Annotated in this window: 17 protein-coding genes; 13 read left to right on the top strand and 4 right to left on the bottom strand. The window is 70.9% G+C overall.

The features are described 5' to 3' along the window. Nucleotides 1-15: 15 nt before the first annotated feature. Nucleotides 16-603: a TetR/AcrR family transcriptional regulator gene (locus D892_RS0129925; RefSeq protein WP_036567564.1), complete on the bottom strand. Its 588-nt coding sequence runs from the start codon at nt 601-603 to the stop codon at nt 16-18. 177 nt (nt 604-780) lie between these two features. Between D892_RS0129925 and D892_RS0129920 the strand changes: the two genes are divergently transcribed. The 6 genes from D892_RS0129920 to D892_RS0129895 all read left to right on the top strand — a co-directional run bounded on the left by D892_RS0129920 (nt 781) and on the right by D892_RS0129895 (nt 7,823). Next, a complete protein-coding gene (locus tag D892_RS0129920; RefSeq protein ID WP_024804769.1) occupies nt 781-1,953 on the top strand; it encodes a hypothetical protein in 1,173 nt (390 codons plus the stop codon). A 415-nt stretch (nt 1,954-2,368) separates the two neighbouring features. Beyond that, nucleotides 2,369-3,805 (top strand): amino acid permease, encoded by a 1,437-nt coding sequence (locus D892_RS0129915; RefSeq protein ID WP_024804768.1) that lies wholly within the window; start codon nt 2,369-2,371, stop codon nt 3,803-3,805. Further along, nucleotides 3,802-4,899: an alpha-hydroxy acid oxidase gene (locus D892_RS0129910; RefSeq protein WP_024804767.1), complete on the top strand. Its 1,098-nt coding sequence runs from the start codon at nt 3,802-3,804 to the stop codon at nt 4,897-4,899. The genes D892_RS0129915 and D892_RS0129910 overlap by 4 nt, the downstream gene beginning before the upstream one ends. Nucleotides 4,900-5,122: 223 nt before the next feature. Next, nucleotides 5,123-5,488, top strand: coding sequence for a RidA family protein (locus tag D892_RS0129905; protein WP_063629981.1), 366 nt, complete (start codon nt 5,123-5,125; stop codon nt 5,486-5,488). Continuing rightward, nucleotides 5,485-6,486, top strand: coding sequence for a hypothetical protein (locus D892_RS48845; RefSeq protein WP_024804765.1), 1,002 nt, complete (start codon nt 5,485-5,487; stop codon nt 6,484-6,486). The genes D892_RS0129905 and D892_RS48845 overlap by 4 nt, the downstream gene beginning before the upstream one ends. Continuing rightward, complete coding sequence (locus D892_RS0129895; protein WP_024804764.1) at nt 6,483-7,823, top strand: FAD-binding oxidoreductase; 1,341 nt, start codon at nt 6,483-6,485, stop codon at nt 7,821-7,823. Before D892_RS48845 ends, D892_RS0129895 begins: the two co-directional genes overlap by 4 nt. Before the next feature lie 158 nt (nt 7,824-7,981). Here the strand turns inward: D892_RS0129895 and D892_RS0129890 are convergent, their stop codons facing one another. Continuing rightward, on the bottom strand, nt 7,982-8,209 hold the full coding sequence (locus D892_RS0129890; protein WP_024804763.1) for a hypothetical protein: 228 nt from the start codon (nt 8,207-8,209) through the stop codon (nt 7,982-7,984). 216 nt (nt 8,210-8,425) lie between these two features. Continuing rightward, nucleotides 8,426-8,902 (bottom strand): M15 family metallopeptidase, encoded by a 477-nt coding sequence (locus D892_RS0129885; RefSeq protein ID WP_024804762.1) that lies wholly within the window; start codon nt 8,900-8,902, stop codon nt 8,426-8,428. Nucleotides 8,903-9,222: 320 nt separating this feature from the next. On the opposite strand from D892_RS0129885, the gene D892_RS0129880 reads away from it, so the two are divergent. After that, nucleotides 9,223-10,665, top strand: a complete 1,443-nt coding sequence (locus D892_RS0129880) for an FAD-binding oxidoreductase (protein WP_024804761.1) — start codon at nt 9,223-9,225, stop codon at nt 10,663-10,665. 217 nt (nt 10,666-10,882) lie between these two features. Here the strand turns inward: D892_RS0129880 and D892_RS0129875 are convergent, their stop codons facing one another. Then, complete coding sequence (locus tag D892_RS0129875) at nt 10,883-12,559, bottom strand: fumarate hydratase (protein ID WP_024804760.1); 1,677 nt, start codon at nt 12,557-12,559, stop codon at nt 10,883-10,885. Between the two features lie 278 nt (nt 12,560-12,837). Here D892_RS0129875 and D892_RS42460 point away from each other — a divergent pair, with 278 nt between their 5' ends. From D892_RS42460 to D892_RS48840, 6 genes are all read left to right on the top strand, one after another. Next, nucleotides 12,838-13,335, top strand: coding sequence for a MarR family winged helix-turn-helix transcriptional regulator (locus tag D892_RS42460; RefSeq protein WP_024804759.1), 498 nt, complete (start codon nt 12,838-12,840; stop codon nt 13,333-13,335). 208 nt (nt 13,336-13,543) lie between these two features. Beyond that, nucleotides 13,544-14,437 carry an STAS domain-containing protein gene (locus D892_RS0129865; protein WP_024804758.1) on the top strand — a complete coding sequence of 298 codons (894 nt, stop codon included), beginning with the start codon at nt 13,544-13,546 and terminating at the stop codon, nt 14,435-14,437. A gap of 15 nt (nt 14,438-14,452) precedes the next feature. After that, entirely contained in the window at nt 14,453-14,830 is a 378-nt protein-coding gene (locus tag D892_RS0129860) for an STAS domain-containing protein (RefSeq protein ID WP_024804757.1), read from the top strand. Between the two features lie 35 nt (nt 14,831-14,865). Further along, a complete protein-coding gene (locus tag D892_RS0129855) occupies nt 14,866-15,246 on the top strand; it encodes an ATP-binding protein (protein WP_036570256.1) in 381 nt (126 codons plus the stop codon). Next, nucleotides 15,239-15,871 carry a SpoIIE family protein phosphatase gene (locus D892_RS0129850; RefSeq protein WP_024804755.1) on the top strand — a complete coding sequence of 211 codons (633 nt, stop codon included), beginning with the start codon at nt 15,239-15,241 and terminating at the stop codon, nt 15,869-15,871. Before D892_RS0129855 ends, D892_RS0129850 begins: the two co-directional genes overlap by 8 nt. Then, nucleotides 15,868-18,420: a SpoIIE family protein phosphatase gene (locus D892_RS48840; RefSeq protein WP_024804754.1), complete on the top strand. Its 2,553-nt coding sequence runs from the start codon at nt 15,868-15,870 to the stop codon at nt 18,418-18,420. Before D892_RS0129850 ends, D892_RS48840 begins: the two co-directional genes overlap by 4 nt. Nucleotides 18,421-18,503 lie beyond the last annotated feature (83 nt).

Genomic DNA, 18,503 nt, shown 5'->3' with positions numbered 1-18,503 from the left:
CACCGCTCACACCGCTCACACCGCGATGCCCAGCGCGCCGGCCACCGCCCGGGTCAGGTGGTCGGTCACCTCGGCCACCGACCAGTGCCGGTGTTCGGTGAGGTCGTACACCACGCGTTCGTCGAAGATCGTGATCCACAGCAGGACCGCGTAGGTCAGGTCGTATTCGGCCGTCTTGCCGTCGCGCGCCAGCGAATCGAGCACGCCGGCGAGGTGATCGTGCAGGGCGGTGATCGACTCGTCACCGGCGGACAGGCGTTCCACGAAACCCTTGCTGCTGCGGATGTAGCGCACCGCCGGACCCCACTGCGTGGCCTGCTCCACCCAGGTGCGGCAGCAGTCGTGGAAGCGCCGCACCGGATCCGGGCCGGGATCGACCGCGGCCAGCGCGGCGATCAGCTGCTCGATGGCGCGGCGATGGAACGCCTGCATGGCATCCTGCGGCGTCGGGAAATGTCGGTAGGCCGTCGCCACGCCGACGCCGGCCTCGCCGGCCAGTTCGGGCATCGAGAAGCCGACGCGGCCGGACTGCAACAGGGTGCGGACCGCGTCGAGCAGCAGCACACGGCTGCGCTGGGCGTCGCTGCGGGTGTTCACGGGCACCTCACCATCCTGCACAGACCGTTCCCGCCGGGGGCGAGAGGGGCGAATAACCCCGCGGACCAGGGCAATCCGCAACCCTGCCGACGCGGTGAACCCGTCCGTGCGCCATTCGAGTAGAGAAGTTCTTCTCAATTGTCTATCCTCGAGTCGAGAAGATCTCCTCAGTTAGGGGGTGCGATGCGGGCCGTCGCTCCGGGTGCGCTGTTCGTGCTGATCATGGCGCAACCCAACCTCGCCACCGGGATGATGCCGTACTACCGGCACGCCTGGGCGCTCGCGCCGCTGCTCGTCACCGTGATCTTCGCGGCCTACCTGTTCGCCCTGACACCGACCCTGTCGGTGCTCGGAACACCGCCGTCCCGGGCGGGCTGGTGGTGGCGGATCGGCGCCGGCGCCGCCTTCGGCGCCGGCGCGGATATCGCGATGGCCCTGGCACATTCGGCCTGGCCGGCGTGCCTGGCGCGGATCTGCGCCGGGCTGTCGGTGGGCCTGGTCACCGGGTCGCTGGCGGCGCTGATCCTCGAGCGGCGCGGCGAAGGGGGCCGCACCGCCATGGCCAGCGCAACGGTATTCGGGTCCGCACTGGGCACCATCGCCGCCGCCTCCGTGGCGCAGTACCTTCCCGCGCCCGGCACGACCGTCTACCTGCTGCACGGTGCGCTGCTGGTTCTCGTCGCCGCGGCCGTACTCGCCGACCGGGACGCGAGCCCGGCCGCCGCGGCCGCCAAGACCACCGGCACGCCGACCGCGGGAACCGAATCCCCGATCGCCGGATATCTCAGCGGGATCGCCGCATGGGTCTCCGCCGGTCTCGTCGTGGCGCTGCTGCCGAGTTACGGGGCGGACCTGCTGGGCACGGCGAATCTCGCGTTGCTGGCGCTGCCGGTGACCCTCTACCTGGTCAGTGCCTGGGTGGCCCAGCGCGTCCTGACGCCGAATGCGCTACCCGCCGAACCGGTCTCGGCGCAGCTGATCATCATCGCCGGCGTCGCCGTGGCCGCCGTCGTGTCGTGGGTACCGAATCTGGTGCTGCTGCTGGCCGGGGGCGTCGTCGCCGGCTGCGGCCAGGGCATCGCCTATCGCACCGGGCTCCGGATCGTCAGCGCCGCAACGCCGCCCGACGGGCACGCTCGCGCCGCATCCCGGTACGCGACGGTCGCCTATCTGTGCGCCGCCGTGGCGACGGTCGGCTTCGGGGCCGTCGCCACCGCCGGGTCGATGCGCGACGCCGTGCTCGCCGCACTGGCCGTGCTCGTGGCGGTCGCCCTCGGTACCGCCCTCGTCCGCCGGCGCGCAACGGCGCGCGCCGCGGACTCCTCCCCCCTTCGCGAAACGTCCTCGATCCCCTGAACATTCGCCCCGGCGCACCGCCGGCGGCCCGTCCGAACCTCCTCCCGCAACCGGTCCCGCGATCCGCTTCGGCGGTTCCGCGCGACAACCGATACGACAACCGACGCCGATATCCGCCATTCCGGCGCACTGCTGCCGGAATGCACGGATCCGTCCGACAGCATGCCGGTACGACGGAATACCGGATGACGGATTACGGACGACGTGAAAAGTAAATAACCGCCCCCACACCCGCATCAGCAGGTCCGGATATCGACCCGGACCCGTTTATGCTGCCCGTATCACCCAGTGGCACAACATATTTCACCGCCAACGCGAAACTGTTTCGTTACACGAGTTCATTCGGACACAAAATCCCGTTGCTTGACTGAATACGTACCACTCGAAATACATTCCCAGCGAATGGATTCCTATCATGGCAGCACCACCACAGGTCGGTTCCGCACTGCGCCGGACCACCGCATTCCGCTTGCGTACCGCCGATGCTCCGGCGGCCGCCGACGGAACACTCGTACGCAGCCTGGGACGGCTCGACCTCGTCGCGATGGGCGTCGGCGCCATCGTCGGCGCCGGCATCTTCGTCACCACCGGCGTCGCGGCCGCCACCAAGGCCGGGCCCGCCATCGTGCTGTCGTTCGTGCTGGCCGGGGCGATCTGCGTGCTGGTGGCGCTGTGCTACAGCGAATTGGCCTCGATGACACCGGTATCCGGCAGCGCCTACACCTACACCTACTCCACCATGGGCGAGGTTCCGGCATTCCTGGTGGGCTGGAATCTCCTGCTGGAATACGCCGTCGCGGCCGGCGCCGTGGCCATCGGCTGGTCCGGATTATTCACCGCCGCACTGGATTCGCTGTTCGGCGTGACCCTTCCGGAAGCGATCACGGCGGGCCCCGGATCCGGCGGGATAATCAATCTGCCCGCCGTTCTCGTCGTGGCCGCGCTCGTCGCGGTTCTGGTATTCGAGGTGAAGGTGGCCGCCACGGTCGTCAAAATACTGGTGGCGTTGACGATCGGCGTTCTCGTACTCGTCGTCGCCGTGGGCGCACCGCATCTCGACGCCGGCAATTGGGCCCCGTTCGCGCCGTTCGGTGTCAACGGCGTCGCCGCCGGTGCGGCGCTCGCGTTCTTCGCCTATCTCGGTTTCGATATCGTCGCCACCTCCGCCGAGGAGACCCGCGATCCGCGCCGGGATCTGCCGTGGGGGATCATCGGCTCGGTCGTCGTGGCCACCGTTCTCTACGTGGCCGTCAGCGCCGTCCTGACCGGCGTGGCACCGTATTCCACCCTGAACAACGCCGCCCCGGTGGCGACCGCGCTGGCCGCGATCGGCGCGGGCTGGATCGGCAAGGTCATCCTGGTCGCCTCGGTGATCGCGCTCACCAAGGGCCTGCTCATGCTGTTCTACGGGCAGACCCGGCTGGTGTTCGCCATGAGCCGCGACGGCCTGATGCCGAAGTCGCTGGCGCACACCGGTTCCCGGAACGTGCCCGTGCGCCTGAGCCTGCTGCTCGGCACGGTGGTCGCCGTGGTGGCGGGGCTGCTGCCCATCGACACCGTGGCCGAGCTGGTGAACATCGGCGCGCTGTTCGCCTTCGTCATCGTGGCCCTCGGCGTCCTGCTGCTGCGCCGCACCGATCCGGACCGCCCCCGCCCGTTCCGGGTGCCGCTGATGCCCCTCGTCCCGCTCGCCGCCATCGCCGGATGCGTCTGGCTTGCCACCACGTTCGAGGCCCTGACCTGGCTGCGCTTCCTGATCTGGTCCGCCGCCGGCGCCACGCTCTATCTCACCTACGGCCGCCGCCATTCCGTCGCCGGCCGCGACACCGTCAGCACCGGAGGCACCGCATGACCGCACAGCTGGACAGTTTCTATCCCACCCGGGTCGATTTCGCCACCCACGACGAGATCCACCGCGCCGCCGCCGCGGCACTCCCCGACGACGTCCGGGACTTCGTCGAAGGCGGCGCCGGACAGGAGGTCACGCTGCGCGACAACCGGGCGGCGTTCGGCCACTGGCGCATCCTCCCGGAGCCGATGAGCGGCGTCGGCGTTCCCTCGACCCGCACCGAACTGCTCGGCATGACGCTCGAAACACCCGTCCTCACCGCGCCTTTCGGCGGCGACGCGCTGTTCCACCCGGACGGCCACCTCGCGGTCGCCCGGGCCGCCGAGCGGCGCGGCGCGCTGTCGATCGTGCCCGAGGCCGGCAGCTTCTCCTACGAACAGGTGCGCGCCGCCGCGCCCGGCGCCGCCCGCATCGCACAACTGCACCCGTTCGCGCACGCCGGGGCGGTGGCCGAGCGGGTTCAGCGGGCCGGATTCGAGGCCCTGTGCGTCACCGTGGACTGCCCGGTGGGCGGATTCCGCACCCGCAACATGGGTAACCGCTTCGACCCCGACCTGCGGTACTTCGCGGGCAACCTGACCGGCGAGAACGGCGCCCCGGGGGTCGCGGAGGTTTTCGGTCAGCTCCTCAAACACGGTGGCACCGTGTGGGACTGGAGTCAGCTGGCGGACGCGGCCGCCGGATTCGGGCTGCCGTGGATCGCCAAGGGCGTGCTCACCCCCGCCGCCGCCGAACGGGCCGTCGCACTCGGCGCGGCGGCGATCGTGGTGTCCAATCACGGTGGCCGCCAGGTCGATCCGGCCCCCGCCAGCCTCACCATGCTGCCCGGCGTCCGCGCCGCCGTCGGGCCCGCGCTGCCGATCCTGTTCGACAGCGGAATCCGCACGGGCAGCGATATCTTCCTCGCCCTGGCCCTCGGCGCCGACGCGGTGATCATCGGCCGTTCGGCCATCTACGGCCTGGCCGCCGCCGGCACGGCGGGCGTCGACCGGGTGCTGGAACTGCTCACCGAGGAGCTGCGCACGCTGATGATCCTCGCGGGCACACAGACACTCGCCGATATCGATCGGCACCGGGTCGTGCGGGCCGAGTCGTGACCACGCCGGCGACCCGTGTCCGGACGGCCTCGATCCGGCCCGCCCCGCCGAGGCGCGACGTCCACGGCCCCGTACCGGCCGGTCCCGGCGGACCGTCCCTGCCCTCGCCGGCCGAGCCGCCCGCGGCCCTGCGGCACGACGGCGACACGGGACCGGCCTCGGCGGAGCACCGCAGCACCTGCCGGGGACCCGCACCCCAAACCCCGACACCGAGGCTCCTCCGATGAGCGGCCCCTCGTTTCCCTTGGCGCGCAGCGGTTCCGGACTGGTGTTCACCTCCGGACTCGCCGCGATCGACCCCGCCACCATGTCCGTCTCGGCGACCGCGTTCGACGATCAGGCCGCCGAGGTGTTCCGGCAGCTCGACACCGCACTGAAGGCCGCGGGCAGCACCCGCGAGCAGGTGCTCAAGCTCGACTGCTATCTGTCCGATCGGCGGTGGTTCCCGGCGTGGAACACCGCCTTCTCCGAGTATTTCGCCACGGCCGCACCGGCGCGGACCACCACCGTCACCACCCTGCCCATCGACGGGCTGCTCATCGAAATCCAGGCGATCGCGTTCGCCGCACACCAGGAAGATCGATCATGACCGCTGTTACTCCGCTCGTAGCGCCCAATGCCGTCGGTGACTTCACCATCCGCGATGTCATCGAGGGCCAGACCGCCGGACAGCTCATCGTCGCCGCCGACGACTGGGGCTGGTGGGCAACGCTTCTCACCGGCGACACCGTCGCGCCGACCACCGGAATCCAGCAGACCGTCGCCGACGGCCTGATCCGGGCCGGCTTCCTGCACCGGCGCGGGCGCCGGTACGAGCTCACCCACACCGGGCACGACGTCGCCAAGAATCGCGGCTTCGTCCGGGTCGCCGTGCGCGGCTGGGAGCCCACCTTCCGGCAGCTGTCCGACAACCCCCACCTCCCGCACATCCCCGCCGCCACCGAACCCGGCGAGGTCGCCCGCGGATGCAGCGATATCGGCCGCCGGCGGCCCGAGATCTTCGAAACCATCGGCCGGGCGATCGACGACGACACGCCGGGCTGCACGGTCGATCTCGGCTGCGCCGACGCCGGGCGCGTCAAAGCGCTGGCGGCCCTGGCGCCGCGGGAGAGGTTCCTCGGCGTCGATATCGAGGCGGGCGTGATCGCCGACGCCACCGCCGAACTCACGCCGCTGGGCATCGCCGACCGGGTCACCCTGCTGGCCGGATCCGTGCAGCCGGAACCGCAGCCGCCCGCCTGGCTGGAGGCGGTCGACCGGAACGCGGTCACCACCGCGATGTCGTTCTTCCTGCTGCACCAGCTCGCCAGCGACGGCGCCGGCATCGCCACGGTGCTGAGCGGGTGGATGGACTGGTTTCCCAATGTGCGCCGGCTGGTGATCGGCGACGGATACCTGCTGGAGGCTCCGCACTGGACGCAGCAGCCCTGGTTCTCGCCGACCTACGAGATCTACCACTCGATCACGGGCGTGCGGTTGTGGACCCGGCAGGAGTACGAGGACGCCTTCGCCGCCCTGGGCTGGTCGGTGACCCGGCGGATGGAGGATCACACCATGCTGGTGACCACGATCCTGGAGCGCGGGTGACCACCCTCCCCGGCCCGCCGATCGACACCGATATCCGCCCCGCGGTGCTCGATCAGTTCACCGTCGACGAGACCGGCCGTCCGGGCCGGCGCCCGCGCGGCGTCGCCTACGCGGCCGGTCTCGACGACGTACTCGCGGTGATGGAGTGGGCACGGGAGGCCCGCTGCCCGCTCATCACCCGCGGTGCGGGCACCAGCCTGGAGGGACATCTGCTCGCCCGCGGCGACGAGCTGGTTCTCGATCTGTCCCGGGCGGATTCGATCCTGGACATCTCGCCCGGCGATTTCACCGCCACCGTGCAACCGGGTGTCACCCGCACCCGGCTGGACGCGGCGGCCGCCGAATTCGGGCTGCAGTTCACCGTGGACCCCGGCGCGGACGCCTCGCTCGGCGGCATGGCGGCCACCAATGCCAGCGGCACGACCAGCGTCCGGTACGGCGGTATGCGCGCGAATGTGCTTGCCCTGCAGGCCGTTTTCGCGAACGGCACGCACGCGCGGCTGGGGCGGGCGGTGCGCAAGTCCGCCAGCGGGTATGCGCTGAAGGATCTGCTGATCGGGTCCGCGGGGACGCTCGGCATCATCACCGAGCTCACCGTGCGGCTGCATCCGATCCCGGAATTCCTGTGCTCGCTGCGGGTCTCGTTCCCGACCGTCGAGGCCGCGGTCGACGCCGCCGTGGAGATGCTCGGGCTGGCGTTGCCGGTGAGCAGGCTCGAACTCGTCGATGCCGGAAGTATGGCCGCCGTCAACGCTTTTCGCGGCACCGGATACGCCGAGGCGCCCGCGCTGTTCATCGATGTGGAGGCCGCCTCCGACCGGGCCGGCGACGAATCGCCCGAACTCCGGCGGATCTGCCTGGCGCACGGTGCCGTCGACATCGCCTGGGCCCGCACGCATACCGAGCGGCACGCGCTGTGGGAGGACCGTCATCTGCTGTTCTTCGCGCTCAAGGCCCGCAGCCCCGGCCATCGCTTCCTCGTCACCGATACCGCCGTCGCGTTCTCGCGCATCGCCGGCGCGGTCGGCGCCGCCACCCGGCTCGGCGCCGAACTCGGTCTCGACGTCAGCGTCGCCGGGCACATCGGCGACGGGAACGTGCATGTCGTCGTTCCCTACACCGACTCGACATACGAAGCGGCGCAGCACTTCTCCGACCGGATGGTGCGCCACGCCCTCGCCGTCGGTGGCACCGCCTCCGGTGAGCACGGCATCGGGCTGGCCAAGAAGAAGTACCTGCGCGAGGAACACGAGGCGGCCGTGGACGTCATGGTGGCGCTCAAGCAGGCCCTGGATCCGCTCGGACTGCTCAATCCGGGGAAGATCCTCGACGCCTGAGCGGTGATCGGTCCCACTCGCGACGGGCCGGACCGCGCGGGCGGCGGCGAGCCGAACGCCGTCTCATCGCTCGCGCCCGCACGCGGCCCGGGCGGCGCGGCCGGGGCAGGTCATCACTTCCCGTGCCGCGCACCGGACTCCGGCGGCTCGTCGATCGGTCAGCGCGGGACCGTCGCCGGTGGCGGGGCCGCGTTCTCGGCCGGGACGACCACCACCGACATCGGCGGGTCGGTCTCGGCGTCGTTCGGCCACGCGTAGCCCAGCCAACCGGTGCCCACGAAGACGGCCAGCAGCACCGCGGTCGGCAGATCCAGGAACAGCCAGCTCGGCGGGTAGTCCAGTACCGGATGAGCGGCCCGGGGGCGCCCCGCCCGCTCCGTCGGCACCGACCAACAGCCTGCCCCGTGTACCCGCCGTGTCACCACACCTCCATCAATTCGTGCCGTTGCGGACGCCCCGCGGTTTGCCGGGACGCCGCCGACTGCTCACAATGACCGATCGATGCGGCCGCCACGCCGGGAATGCACAGGACAATCGAAATGTCCGCGGATGTCCGGGCATTAGCTGCCACGCGACCGACCGGTCTCGTACCGGCCGTTCGATCAGCGTTCGGCCGCGTTGGGCACCCGCGGCGGGCACTCGCCGCCGGGCGCGGTGGCCAGCTCGAAGTGCCAGTACTCGTTGTCGAACGTCCGGCACAGGCCCCAGCGGTTGCCGTTGACCTCCAGCCACTGTGCTCCCTCTTCGGGACCGACATCGATGGCGCGGCCATGGACGTGCGTCGACTCCTCCGGCGGCAGCACCCAGCGCCGCGCCTCGTCCGGGCCGCCGTAGGTGGCCAGCCCGTCCTGCCACAGCTCCTCCTGCTGCTCGGGCGTGCGGTAACCGGAGGTGATCGACAGCGGCACACCCTCGGCATGCGCCTGCTGTTCGGCCAGGGTGTAGGCCGCCGTCAGCGCCGGATCGAGTCCGCCGGTGCCGGACGCGGATTCGGCGGCACCGCCCACCCCGGCACCCCACGACCATCCCCCGAGGGCCAGCCCCACGGCCAGCACCGACTCCGCCACGCCTCGCACCATGCGAACGATCGTATGTCACCGGTGCGCCAATGCCGATTCGCGACACGAATCTCGTCGAACGTCACAATCTCGGGGCCAACGACCCTCGCCCGCAACAACTTTCCCCTCCGGCGCCGTCGAGCGACCGTCCCGTCCGGACAACGCTCCTCCGAAACAACGCCCTCCGAACCGGACCCGCGTGACCGATCTGCCGGACACCCACCCGGGGCGACACCCTCGGTGCCCGCGCCACCCGCCGGGCGGGCACGGTCATCGTGTAGCACGAGTCTCACGGCGGGGCGCACGGCGCTCGCCGATCGGGCCCGGCATGATGAAACCCGATGGCGAACACCCGAGTCGAACGAACCGAGCCGCCCGGCCTGCCGCGCCGTGGGCTGCTCCTCGGCGCCGGTGCGCTGGCGGCCGGGCTGGCCGGCGCGGGGCCGGCCGCCGCGCAGGCCGTCGACTGGGCCGGGTTGCGGGGACGGCTGCGGGGATCGCTGGCGTTGCCCGGTGAGCCCGAATTCGGTTCGGCCAAGGCACTGTTCGATCCGCGGTTCGACGAGTTCGCACCGGCCGGGGTGGTCGCGGCCGCCACCGCCGGCGATGTCCGGGCCGCCGCCGGCTTCGCCCGGGAGCACGAGATGCCTCTGGCGGTCCGGGCGGGCGGGCATTCCTACGTGGGCGCCTCGGCGAGTCCCGGGGCGCTGGTCGTCGACGTGCGCGGACTGCGGGACATCACCGTGGACGCCGACCTGGTGACCGTCGGCGCCGGCGTGACGACCTTCCGGGCGCTGTCCGAGCTGGCGCGCTCCGGACAGGCGCTGCCGGTCGGCAGTTGCCCCACCGTCGGGCTGGCGGGTCTGACGCTCGGCGGCGGGATCGGTGTGGACTCGCGCCGCTACGGCCTGACCTGTGATCGCCTCCTCGGCGCGGAAGTGGTCTTGCCCAACGGCGCGACCGCCCGGACCTCGGCCGGCGAACTGGCCGGGCTGTTCTGGGCGCTGCGCGGAGCGGGCGGCACGATCGGGATCGTGACCTCGCTGACCTACCGCGCGCACCCGGCGGTCGCCAGAGACATTGTGCGGCTGACCTTCCCGGGCCGCGCGGCGGCCCGCGTCCTCACCGGCTGGGCACGATGGATGCCCGCGGCCGCGCACACGGTCTGGGCCACTGTCGAGGTGTCGACAGCAGGCGACGGCCTCGGCTGCGCGGCGGTCGTGGTCGCTCCGGCGGGCGAAGGCGCCGGGGCGGCAACCGCATTGGCCGCCGCGGCCGGTGTGGTCCCCGAATCGACCGAACAACGCACGCTCGACCCGATGGCCGCGGCGCGCCACCTCGGCGGCGGCGAGACCACACCGCGCTCGGCCAAGGTCGCCGGTTCCGACATCCTGGCCCAGCTGTCGCCCGCCACCGCCGACGCCATCGTCGGCACGATCGCCGGCCGGGCCCGCAGCGGGGCAACGGGTTACGTCCTGGTGGATCCGCTCGACGGCGCGGTCCGCGACCTGCCCGCCGACGCCACCGCCTTCCCGTGGCGCAGCCACGCCGCCTGCCTGCAGTGGATCGTGGAGGCCCCCGAGGACACCGACGAGGCCCGCGACTGGATCCGCGACGCGCACACCGCCCTGGGCGCGGCCACGTCCGGCGGATACGTCAACTACGCCGAGCCCGACAACACCCCGGCGCGCTGCTACGGAACGAACGCGCCCCGCCTGCACACCCTGCGCCGCGCGGTAGACCCCGGCGGCCGGCTACGGACCGGCCTGCGGACGACACCCTGACGTCCTCGTCCGGCCGCACCCGCTCGGTACGAGCCCGGCGCGGATCGGGTCGAGCGACAATCGGGGCCGGACGCCGAATCACCGTCCGCTCCATACAGAGACCGCCCCTACGGCGGCGACGACCGGCGCGTACCCCACGCGGGGCGAACACCGTCTGCCCCTACTCGGTCCACCCGGCAGCGACAACCGCGCACGCCGAAACCCCTCGGCCCCTTGCTCAGACCCGTTCCTTGGACCGCGTGCGCACCCGCAGCGCGATCGGCTTCCGAGTCTCGGCAAAGAAGTCGTTGCCCTTGTCGTCGACGACGATGAAGGCCGGGAAGTTCTCCACCTCGATCTTCCACACGGCCTCCATGCCCAGCTCCGGATACTCGAGGACCTCCACGGACCTGATGCAGTCCAGCGCCAGCCGCGCTGCCGGCCCGCCGATCGAGCCGAGGTAGAACCCGCCGTACTCCTGGCACGCCCGGCCGACCTGCGCCGAGCGATTTCCCTTGGCCAGCATGACGAACGAGCCGCCCGCGGCCTGGAACTGGTCGACGTAGGAGTCCATCCGCCCGGCCGTCGTCGGGCCGAACGACCCGGACGCGTACCCGTCGGGAGTCTTGGCCGGTCCGGCGTAGTAGACCGCCATATCGCGCATGTACTGCGGCATCGGCTCGCCCGCGTCCAGCCGCTCCTTGATCTTCGCGTGCGCGATATCGCGCGCCACGACCAGCGGGCCGGTCAGCGAGAGCCGGGTCTTCACCGGGTATTTCGACAGCTCGGCCCGGATCTCCGACATCGGCCGGTGCAGATCGATCTGGACGACGTCCCCGCCGAGGATCTCGTCGGTCTGCTCCGGAAGGTACTGGGCCGGTTCGCGTTCCAACTGCTCCAGGAACACACCCTCGGGGGTGATCTTCGCGAGCGCCTGCCGGTCGGCCGAGCACGACACCGCGATCGCCACCGGGCAGCTGGCTCCGTGCCGCGGCAGCCGGATCACCCGCACGTCGTGGCAGAAGTACTTGCCGCCGAACTGCGCCCCGATCCCGAACGACTGGGTCAGCTCGAAGACCTCCTTCTCCAGCGCCACGTCCCGGAAGCCGTGCGCCGCCATGGACCCCTCGGTCGGCATCGTGTCGAGGTAGTGGGCGGAGGCGTATTTCGCGGTCTTCAGCGCGAATTCCGCACTGGTGCCGCCGATCACGACCGCCAGGTGGTAGGGCGGACAGGCCGCGGTGCCCAGCGAGCGGATCTTCTCGTCGAGGAATTCCAGCATCCGCTCCGGGTTCAGGATCGCCTTCGTCTCCTGGAACAGGAACGACTTGTTCGCCGAGCCGCCGCCCTTGGCCATGTACAGGAACTTGTAGGCCGGATGTGCGGGATCGCCCGGCGCGGAATACAACTCGACCTGCGCGGGCAGGTTCGATCCGGTGTTCTTCTCGTCCCACATGGTCAGCGGGGCCAGCTGCGAGTAGCGCAGGTTCAGCTTCGTGTAGGCGTCGTACACGCCCCGGCTGATCCACTCCGCGTCGTCGACGCCGGTCAGCACGCCCTCGGACTTCTTGCCCATCACGATGGCCGTCCCGGTGTCCTGGCACATCGGCAGGATGCCGCCCGCGGAGATGTTGACGTTCTTCAGCAGGTCCAGCGCCACGAACCGGTCGTTACCCGACGACTCCGGGTCGTCGATGATCTTGCGCAATTGCGCCAGATGGGCGGGGCGCAGGTAGTGGCTGATGTCGTGCATGGCCTCCGCGGTCAGCAGCCGCAGCGTCTCCGGCTGCACCCGCAGGAAGGTCCGTCCGCCCGCCTCGAATGTGCTCACGCCCTCCGTGGTGACCAGCCGGTACGGCGTCTCGTCGGCGCCGGTGGGGAGCAGATCCGAGTACAGGAAGTCAGGCGCGGACATGTTTCGCACACTCCTCGACGAGGGGCTGCGGCGCAGGGCGCACGGGCAGCCGGGTGAATCCAAGCGAACCGACTCTAGCCAGGACCCGGTGTCCGGCCCGGTTCAGGCAAGCCTAATCTCATGGTCGACTAAAGGTTGCACCTTCAACATTGTCCGTGTACCTCTCGTCTTTGACGCGGTGGCCGATCGTCTCCGACGTGCGGGCCGGCGCCCGCACAGCGGTGGTGACCGCGACGGCAAGGCAATAGCATGACGCATCAGGGACCTGGAGAGGAATCGTGACCGAACCCCGTTGGCTCGACGATCTCGAGATGCGCGCCTGGCTCGGCTTCGTCTTCACGCGCGATCTCATCGCCGCCGCCGTCGGCCGCGACTCGCTACGCATCGCCAACCTCACCTACGTCGAGTACACCGTGCTCGCCCGCCTGGCCGACGCCCCCGACCATCGGCGCAGCTTCGCCGAACTGGCCGCCGTGCTGGAATGGTCGCAGAGCAGGCTGTCGCATCAGATCACCCGGATGGAGAAGCGCGGGCTGGTCGCGCGCGAATCGATTCCCGACGACGCCCGCCGCACCGCCGCCGTGCTGACGCCCAAGGGCGCCGAGGTGCTCGACACCGCCGCGCCGGCCCACGTCGACAGCGTGCGCCGGAACATGATCGACGTACTCGATCGCGAGCAGCTCGCCGCCCTCGCCGACATCTACGACACCCTGCTCGCTCATCACCGGCGCGCGGGTGATCCGCACCACGCCACCCGGGTCCGGCATGACAGCTGAACCCGCCGGTCACCCGTTTTTCCGCCGCCCCGGCGCCCGGATCGCCGACGGCCACGGCCGGGAGTTCGCCGGGTCGACGAGCAACTGCGTTTGGTTTGTCCCCCATCGGGTATCGGGTAGGACTAGGCTCGTAGCGGCAAGTGATGAGCAGCCGTGCGCGAGCCACCCGAGCAACCGACCTACCCTTACGAAAGGGGCAGGAGTTTCCATGTCCGACGTGTCCATCGGCCTCTCGCCGGATTCGCTGCCGGCCGGCCCGGTCGACAACCTGCTCCCGCAGCTGGTCGAACATCTGCGGCAGAACCGCACGGAGCTGCGAGAGGAATGGGCCCGGCGCATCGGCGACGCCCAACTGCTGACGGCGATGACCCCGGAGGAGATCTTCTCCGAGGCCACCTCGATCTACGACAACTACGTCGAGGCGCTGCAGACCGGTAGCGTCGAGGCCCTGCAGGCCTACGCCCGCGACCTGTCCGAGCGCATCATTCCGCGAGGCGTCGAGACCGACGAGGTCATCGGCATCGTGCTGCTGCTGCGCGATGTGCTGGCGCGCAGCCTGTTCGAGAAATACCAATCCGACTTCGATCTGCTCAAGCGGGTCCTCGACGCCTACGAACCGGCGGCCAACCGGATCGCCAACACGGTGGCCATCAGCTTCGTGCAGGAGCGCGAGCGCGTCATCCGGCAGCAGCAGGAGGCCATCCGGGAGCTGTCCACGCCGGTCCTGCAGGTGCGCGAGCAACTGCTCATCCTGCCGATCATCGGCATGCTGGACAGCCAGCGCGCTCGGCAGCTCACCGAGCAACTGCTGCGGGCGATCCGCGCCAATCGCGCCAAGGTGGTCGTCATCGATATCACCGGTGTGCCGTCGATAGACTCCACGGTCGCCAACCACCTGGTGCAGACGGTCGACGCGTCCGGCCTGATGGGCGCCAGCGTGATCATCACCGGCCTGTCCTCGGAGATCGCGCTGATCCTGGTGACCATCGGCCTGGATCTGTCGAAGATCACGGCGGTCGGCGACCTGCAGGGCGGCATCGAAGAGGCGGAGCGGCTACTCGGCTACGAAGTCTCTCGCGTGACCGATCGCGACGGACGCTGAGGCCGGGGCGCACACATGCCGGTACCCATTCTCAAACAGGGCACCTACCTCATCGCGTCCGTGCAGTCGGCGCTGACCGACGCCGACACCGAGCGGCTGCAGGACGACCTGATGAAGTACGTCAGTAGATATCGCGCGCAGGGCATCATCGTCGACGTCACCGCGATCGACGTGATGGACTCGTTCGCCGCACGCTCGCTGCGCACGATCGTGCACATGACCAAGCTGCGGGGCGCTCAGACGGTCATCGTGGGCCTACAGCCGGAGGTCGCCTTCGCGATGGTGCAATTGGGTCTGACATTCGAAGACATGCACACCGCGCTGGATCTCGAGGAAGGGTTGGCCTGGCTCAACAGGAAGTTCTCCGCCCGCCACCAGCGAGATGGTTCGTGACCGTGACGGCCGACAACGTGGTGATCGCGGTGAAGATGTCCGGTGACATCGTGACCGCGCGGCAGGCCGGGCGAGAGCTGGCGGCCAAGCTCGGCTTCACGCTGACCGACATCACCATGATCTCCACGGCCATCTCCGAGGTCGCCCGCAACATCACCAGTTACGCGGGCACCGGCGAGATCCGGGTGACCGTGGAGGATCGCGAGGGGCGGCGCGCCCTCGTGGTGCAGGCCCAGGACCAGGGCCCCGGAATCCGGGACATCGCGCGGGCGCTCGAGGACGGCTTCTCGACCGGGCGCGGCCTGGGTCTCGGCCTGCCCGGCGCGCGGCGCCTGATGGACGGGCTGCTCGTCGAGTCCGCGCCCGGCAACGGCACGCTGGTGGAGATGTGGAAGTGGGTGCCCCCCGGTGCGTGACGACGGGTACATCGGCGCCGTGGAGTGGGCCGTGGCCGGACGCGCACTACCCGGGCAGAAGGTGTCCGGCGATCGGTCGATGGTGCTCGACGCCGGGGGCGGCGCGGTGCTGTTCGCGGTGCTGGACGGCCTGGGGCACGGGTCCGCGGCCGGTGAGGCCGCCGATCGGGCCACCCAGGTGCTCTCGGAGAATCGCGCGGAGCCGCTCGACGTGCTGATGGTGCTGTGCCATCGGGCCATGTCCGACACCCGCGGTGCCGCGGTGGCGCTGGCCCTGTTCAGTTCCGAGGACCAGCTGCACTGGCTCGGCGTGGGCAATGTGGAGTCGCGGGTCGTGACGGCCGGCCCGGGCAAGCTCGTGGTGCGCGCCACCGCGCTGCTGACCGGCGGCATCGTGGGCTATCTGCTCCCGCCCAACCTGCAGACCCAGACGGTGTCGGTGCGGCCGGGCGATCTGCTGCTGATGTCCACCGACGGCATCGTCGACGATTTCGTCGACGGCATCGACCTGGCGACATCGGCCGCCGACATCGCGGGTGGCATTCTCGACCGGCACGCGAAGGACACCGACGACGCGCTCGTGCTGGCGGCCCGGCACCGTGGTCGTACGGACCCCGTGCCATGAGTACGGTGCTCGCGGCATTCCGCGACGCGTACGCGAATGCCCTTCGCCTGCACCTGTACTCACCCACCCAGACCACCCTCGCCGAGGGCTACGAACTGGGTCGCCGCGCCCTCGTGGAGGGCGTGAGCATCCTCGATCTCACCGAGCACCACTTCCGGCTGCTCGAGCGCGCCGGCCTGGTCGACGCCACGCCGGGGAGCGACACCGGCGACCGCTCCGAGGCCGCGCTGGAATTCCTGCTGCAGACCCTCGCCGCGCTGGACGTGGCCACCCGCGGCTTCCTCGACATCAACCGCAGCTACGAGCTGCAGCGGCTGCGCACGGAGGATCTGGAGGGGCGCGACGCCTTCCGCACCGCGCTGGTCGAATCGTTGCAGGACGGATTCTTCGTCGCCGATTCGCGCGGCACCATCACCGAGGTCAACTCCGCCTTCGGCGCCCTCACCGGCTACGGCCCCGCCGGGGTGCCCTATCCGCTGCCGCATCCGTGGGCGACCGACGACGGCGCGCAGTATCCGGATCTCGGCACCGAAGCGGCACGGTTCGTGATGCCGGTGCGCCACCGCGACGGGCGGCGGCTGTGGCTGGCGGTCAGCACCTCGTCGCTGATCCGCCCGGAGGACGACGAGCGCATCTTCGTCGGCACCATCCGCGACGTCACCGCCGAGCACGACGCCCAGACCCGAGACCAGGCCGTATCCCGGCTGGCCACCGCCGTCGGCGCCGCCACCAGCGTGGTCGAGGTGCTGGCGGTCGGGCTCGAGGAACTGCGGCGCGCGATCGGCGCCGAGACCGCGGTGGTGTCGGTGTGGCCGAACCGCCAGACCGGGCCGGAACTGTACGTCTCCGGGCCGGTGTCGAGCACCAGCACCGGCGACGCCGGCGCGACGGCGGAATCCCGCTCCGCGGCAACGAAGACCGGTTCCTCCCCCACCACGGCGGGTACCGGGCATTCCTCCGCAACAGCGGAAACCCGTTCCTCCGCCGCGACAGCGAGAACCGGACCATCCTCCGCGACAGCGGACATCGGTTCATCTTCCGCGGCAGCGGATCTCGGTGCCTCCTCCGCGACAACAGGCATCGGTGCCTCCTCGGCGGCAGCGGACCTCGGTGCCTCGGACACCGCTGCGGAATCCGCGGATTCACCGAGCACCGAGCGGGGCGAATCCGGTGCCGCGGTCGCCCGCCAGGTGCTCGACGCGCGGGCACGCGCCCTGCTCGACCGGGCCCGGATGCGGCCCGGGCGGACGATGTTCGCGATCCCCGAGGGCGCGTCCACCTCCGAGGGCATAGTCGCGCCGCTCGGCGAGACCGGCGACGCCGCGCTGTGGCTGCGCTTCGCCGCGCCGCGGGCCATCAGCTCCGGCGACTGGGCGCTGTTCTCGCTACTGGTCGGGCATCTGAGCCTGGCCGTGCAGCGCGCCCGCAACTTCGATCAGGCCCGCTCCACCTCGCTGACGCTGCAGCGCGCCATGCTCGGCCCGATCGAGCTGCCGCCGCGGTTCTCCGTGCACTACGAACCCGCGCTGCCGCCGCTGGAGATCGGCGGTGACTGGTACGACGTGGTGCAGCTGCGCGACGGCACGATCGGCGTCGTGGTCGGCGACTGCGTCGGCCGCGGCCTGTCCGCGGCGGTCGTGATGGGCCAATTGCGCACGGCCGCACGGGCTCTGCTGCTGCGTGGCGCGGGCCCGGCGCAGCTGCTGGCCGAGCTGGACACCGTCGCCGCCCGGATCCCGGGCGCGATGTGCACGACGGTGTGCGCCGCGATCCTGGATCCGGTCCGCGGCCTGGTCCGCTACTCCAGCGCCGGGCACATGCCGCCGGTCCTCGCCGCGCCGGGCGGCAAGGGGCGACTGCTCGAGGGCGGCCGCGCGGTGCCGCTGGCCACCTTCGATCCGCCGCGGCGGCCGGAGGCCACCACCCCCCTCGAGCCCGGGTCGACCCTGGTGCTGTTCACCGACGGACTGGTGGAGCAGCGCGGGATCGATATCGATAACCGGTTCGACGAGCTGGCCGACGAATTGTCCGGCGCCGCCACCCATCTGCCGCGCGAGGTGGCCGACGCGGTGCTGTCGCGGCTGCGCCCCGCGGCCGGGTACGACGACGACGTCGCCATGGTCGTCTACCGGCAGCAGCCCCGGCCGCTGCGGGTGGACGTGCCCGCCGAGGCCGGCCGGCTCGCCGGGGTCCGGCGCGAACTGTCCGAGTGGCTCACCACCGCCGCCGTGCCGCAGGAACTCGCCGCCGATCTGGTCGCGGCCGCCAACGAGGCGTGCAGCAACAGCATCGAGCACGCCTACCTCGGCACGGTCGCGGGCCACATGGTGCTGACCGCCGACAGCTCCATGGACCGGGTGACGATCGAGGTCGCCGACACCGGCGTGTGGCGCCCGCTGCCCGATGATCCGGGCCCGCGCGGCCGCGGCCTCGCCATGATGCGCGCGCTGACCGACGAGCTGATCATCGATCACACCGGCGCGGGAACTCACGTGCAGATGATCGTCACGCTGCCCGCGGTCGCGTTCTCGGCGGCCAGCCGCGTCTGACTCCGCGGCCGGTGCCCCGGCGCACAGGTGACACTCCGGCACAAATCTGCCAGCGATCCACCGGCAACCCTCGGATCCGCCGG

The organism is Nocardia sp. BMG51109 (assembly GCF_000526215.1).
In the GTDB taxonomy this organism is placed as follows: Bacteria; Actinomycetota; Actinomycetes; order Mycobacteriales; family Mycobacteriaceae; genus Nocardia.
This window is presented reverse-complemented; position numbering and strand designations above follow the sequence as displayed.

Coding starts and splice junctions, on each gene's coding strand:
- D892_RS48845 (WP_024804765.1), top strand. CDS start 5,485: ATGACCGCTGTTACTCCGCTCGTAGCGCCCAATGCCGTCGGTGACTTC.
- D892_RS0129910 (WP_024804767.1), top strand. CDS start 3,802: ATGACCGCACAGCTGGACAGTTTCTATCCCACCCGGGTCGATTTCGCC.
- D892_RS0129875 (WP_024804760.1), bottom strand. CDS start 12,559: ATGTCCGCGCCTGACTTCCTGTACTCGGATCTGCTCCCCACCGGCGCC.
- D892_RS0129865 (WP_024804758.1), top strand. CDS start 13,544: ATGTCCGACGTGTCCATCGGCCTCTCGCCGGATTCGCTGCCGGCCGGC.
- D892_RS0129905 (WP_063629981.1), top strand. CDS start 5,123: ATGAGCGGCCCCTCGTTTCCCTTGGCGCGCAGCGGTTCCGGACTGGTG.
- D892_RS0129885 (WP_024804762.1), bottom strand. CDS start 8,902: ATGGTGCGAGGCGTGGCGGAGTCGGTGCTGGCCGTGGGGCTGGCCCTC.
- D892_RS48840 (WP_024804754.1), top strand. CDS start 15,868: ATGAGTACGGTGCTCGCGGCATTCCGCGACGCGTACGCGAATGCCCTT.
- D892_RS0129920 (WP_024804769.1), top strand. CDS start 781: ATGCGGGCCGTCGCTCCGGGTGCGCTGTTCGTGCTGATCATGGCGCAA.
- D892_RS0129915 (WP_024804768.1), top strand. CDS start 2,369: ATGGCAGCACCACCACAGGTCGGTTCCGCACTGCGCCGGACCACCGCA.
- D892_RS0129880 (WP_024804761.1), top strand. CDS start 9,223: ATGGCGAACACCCGAGTCGAACGAACCGAGCCGCCCGGCCTGCCGCGC.
- D892_RS0129860 (WP_024804757.1), top strand. CDS start 14,453: ATGCCGGTACCCATTCTCAAACAGGGCACCTACCTCATCGCGTCCGTG.
- D892_RS0129855 (WP_036570256.1), top strand. CDS start 14,866: ATGTCCGGTGACATCGTGACCGCGCGGCAGGCCGGGCGAGAGCTGGCG.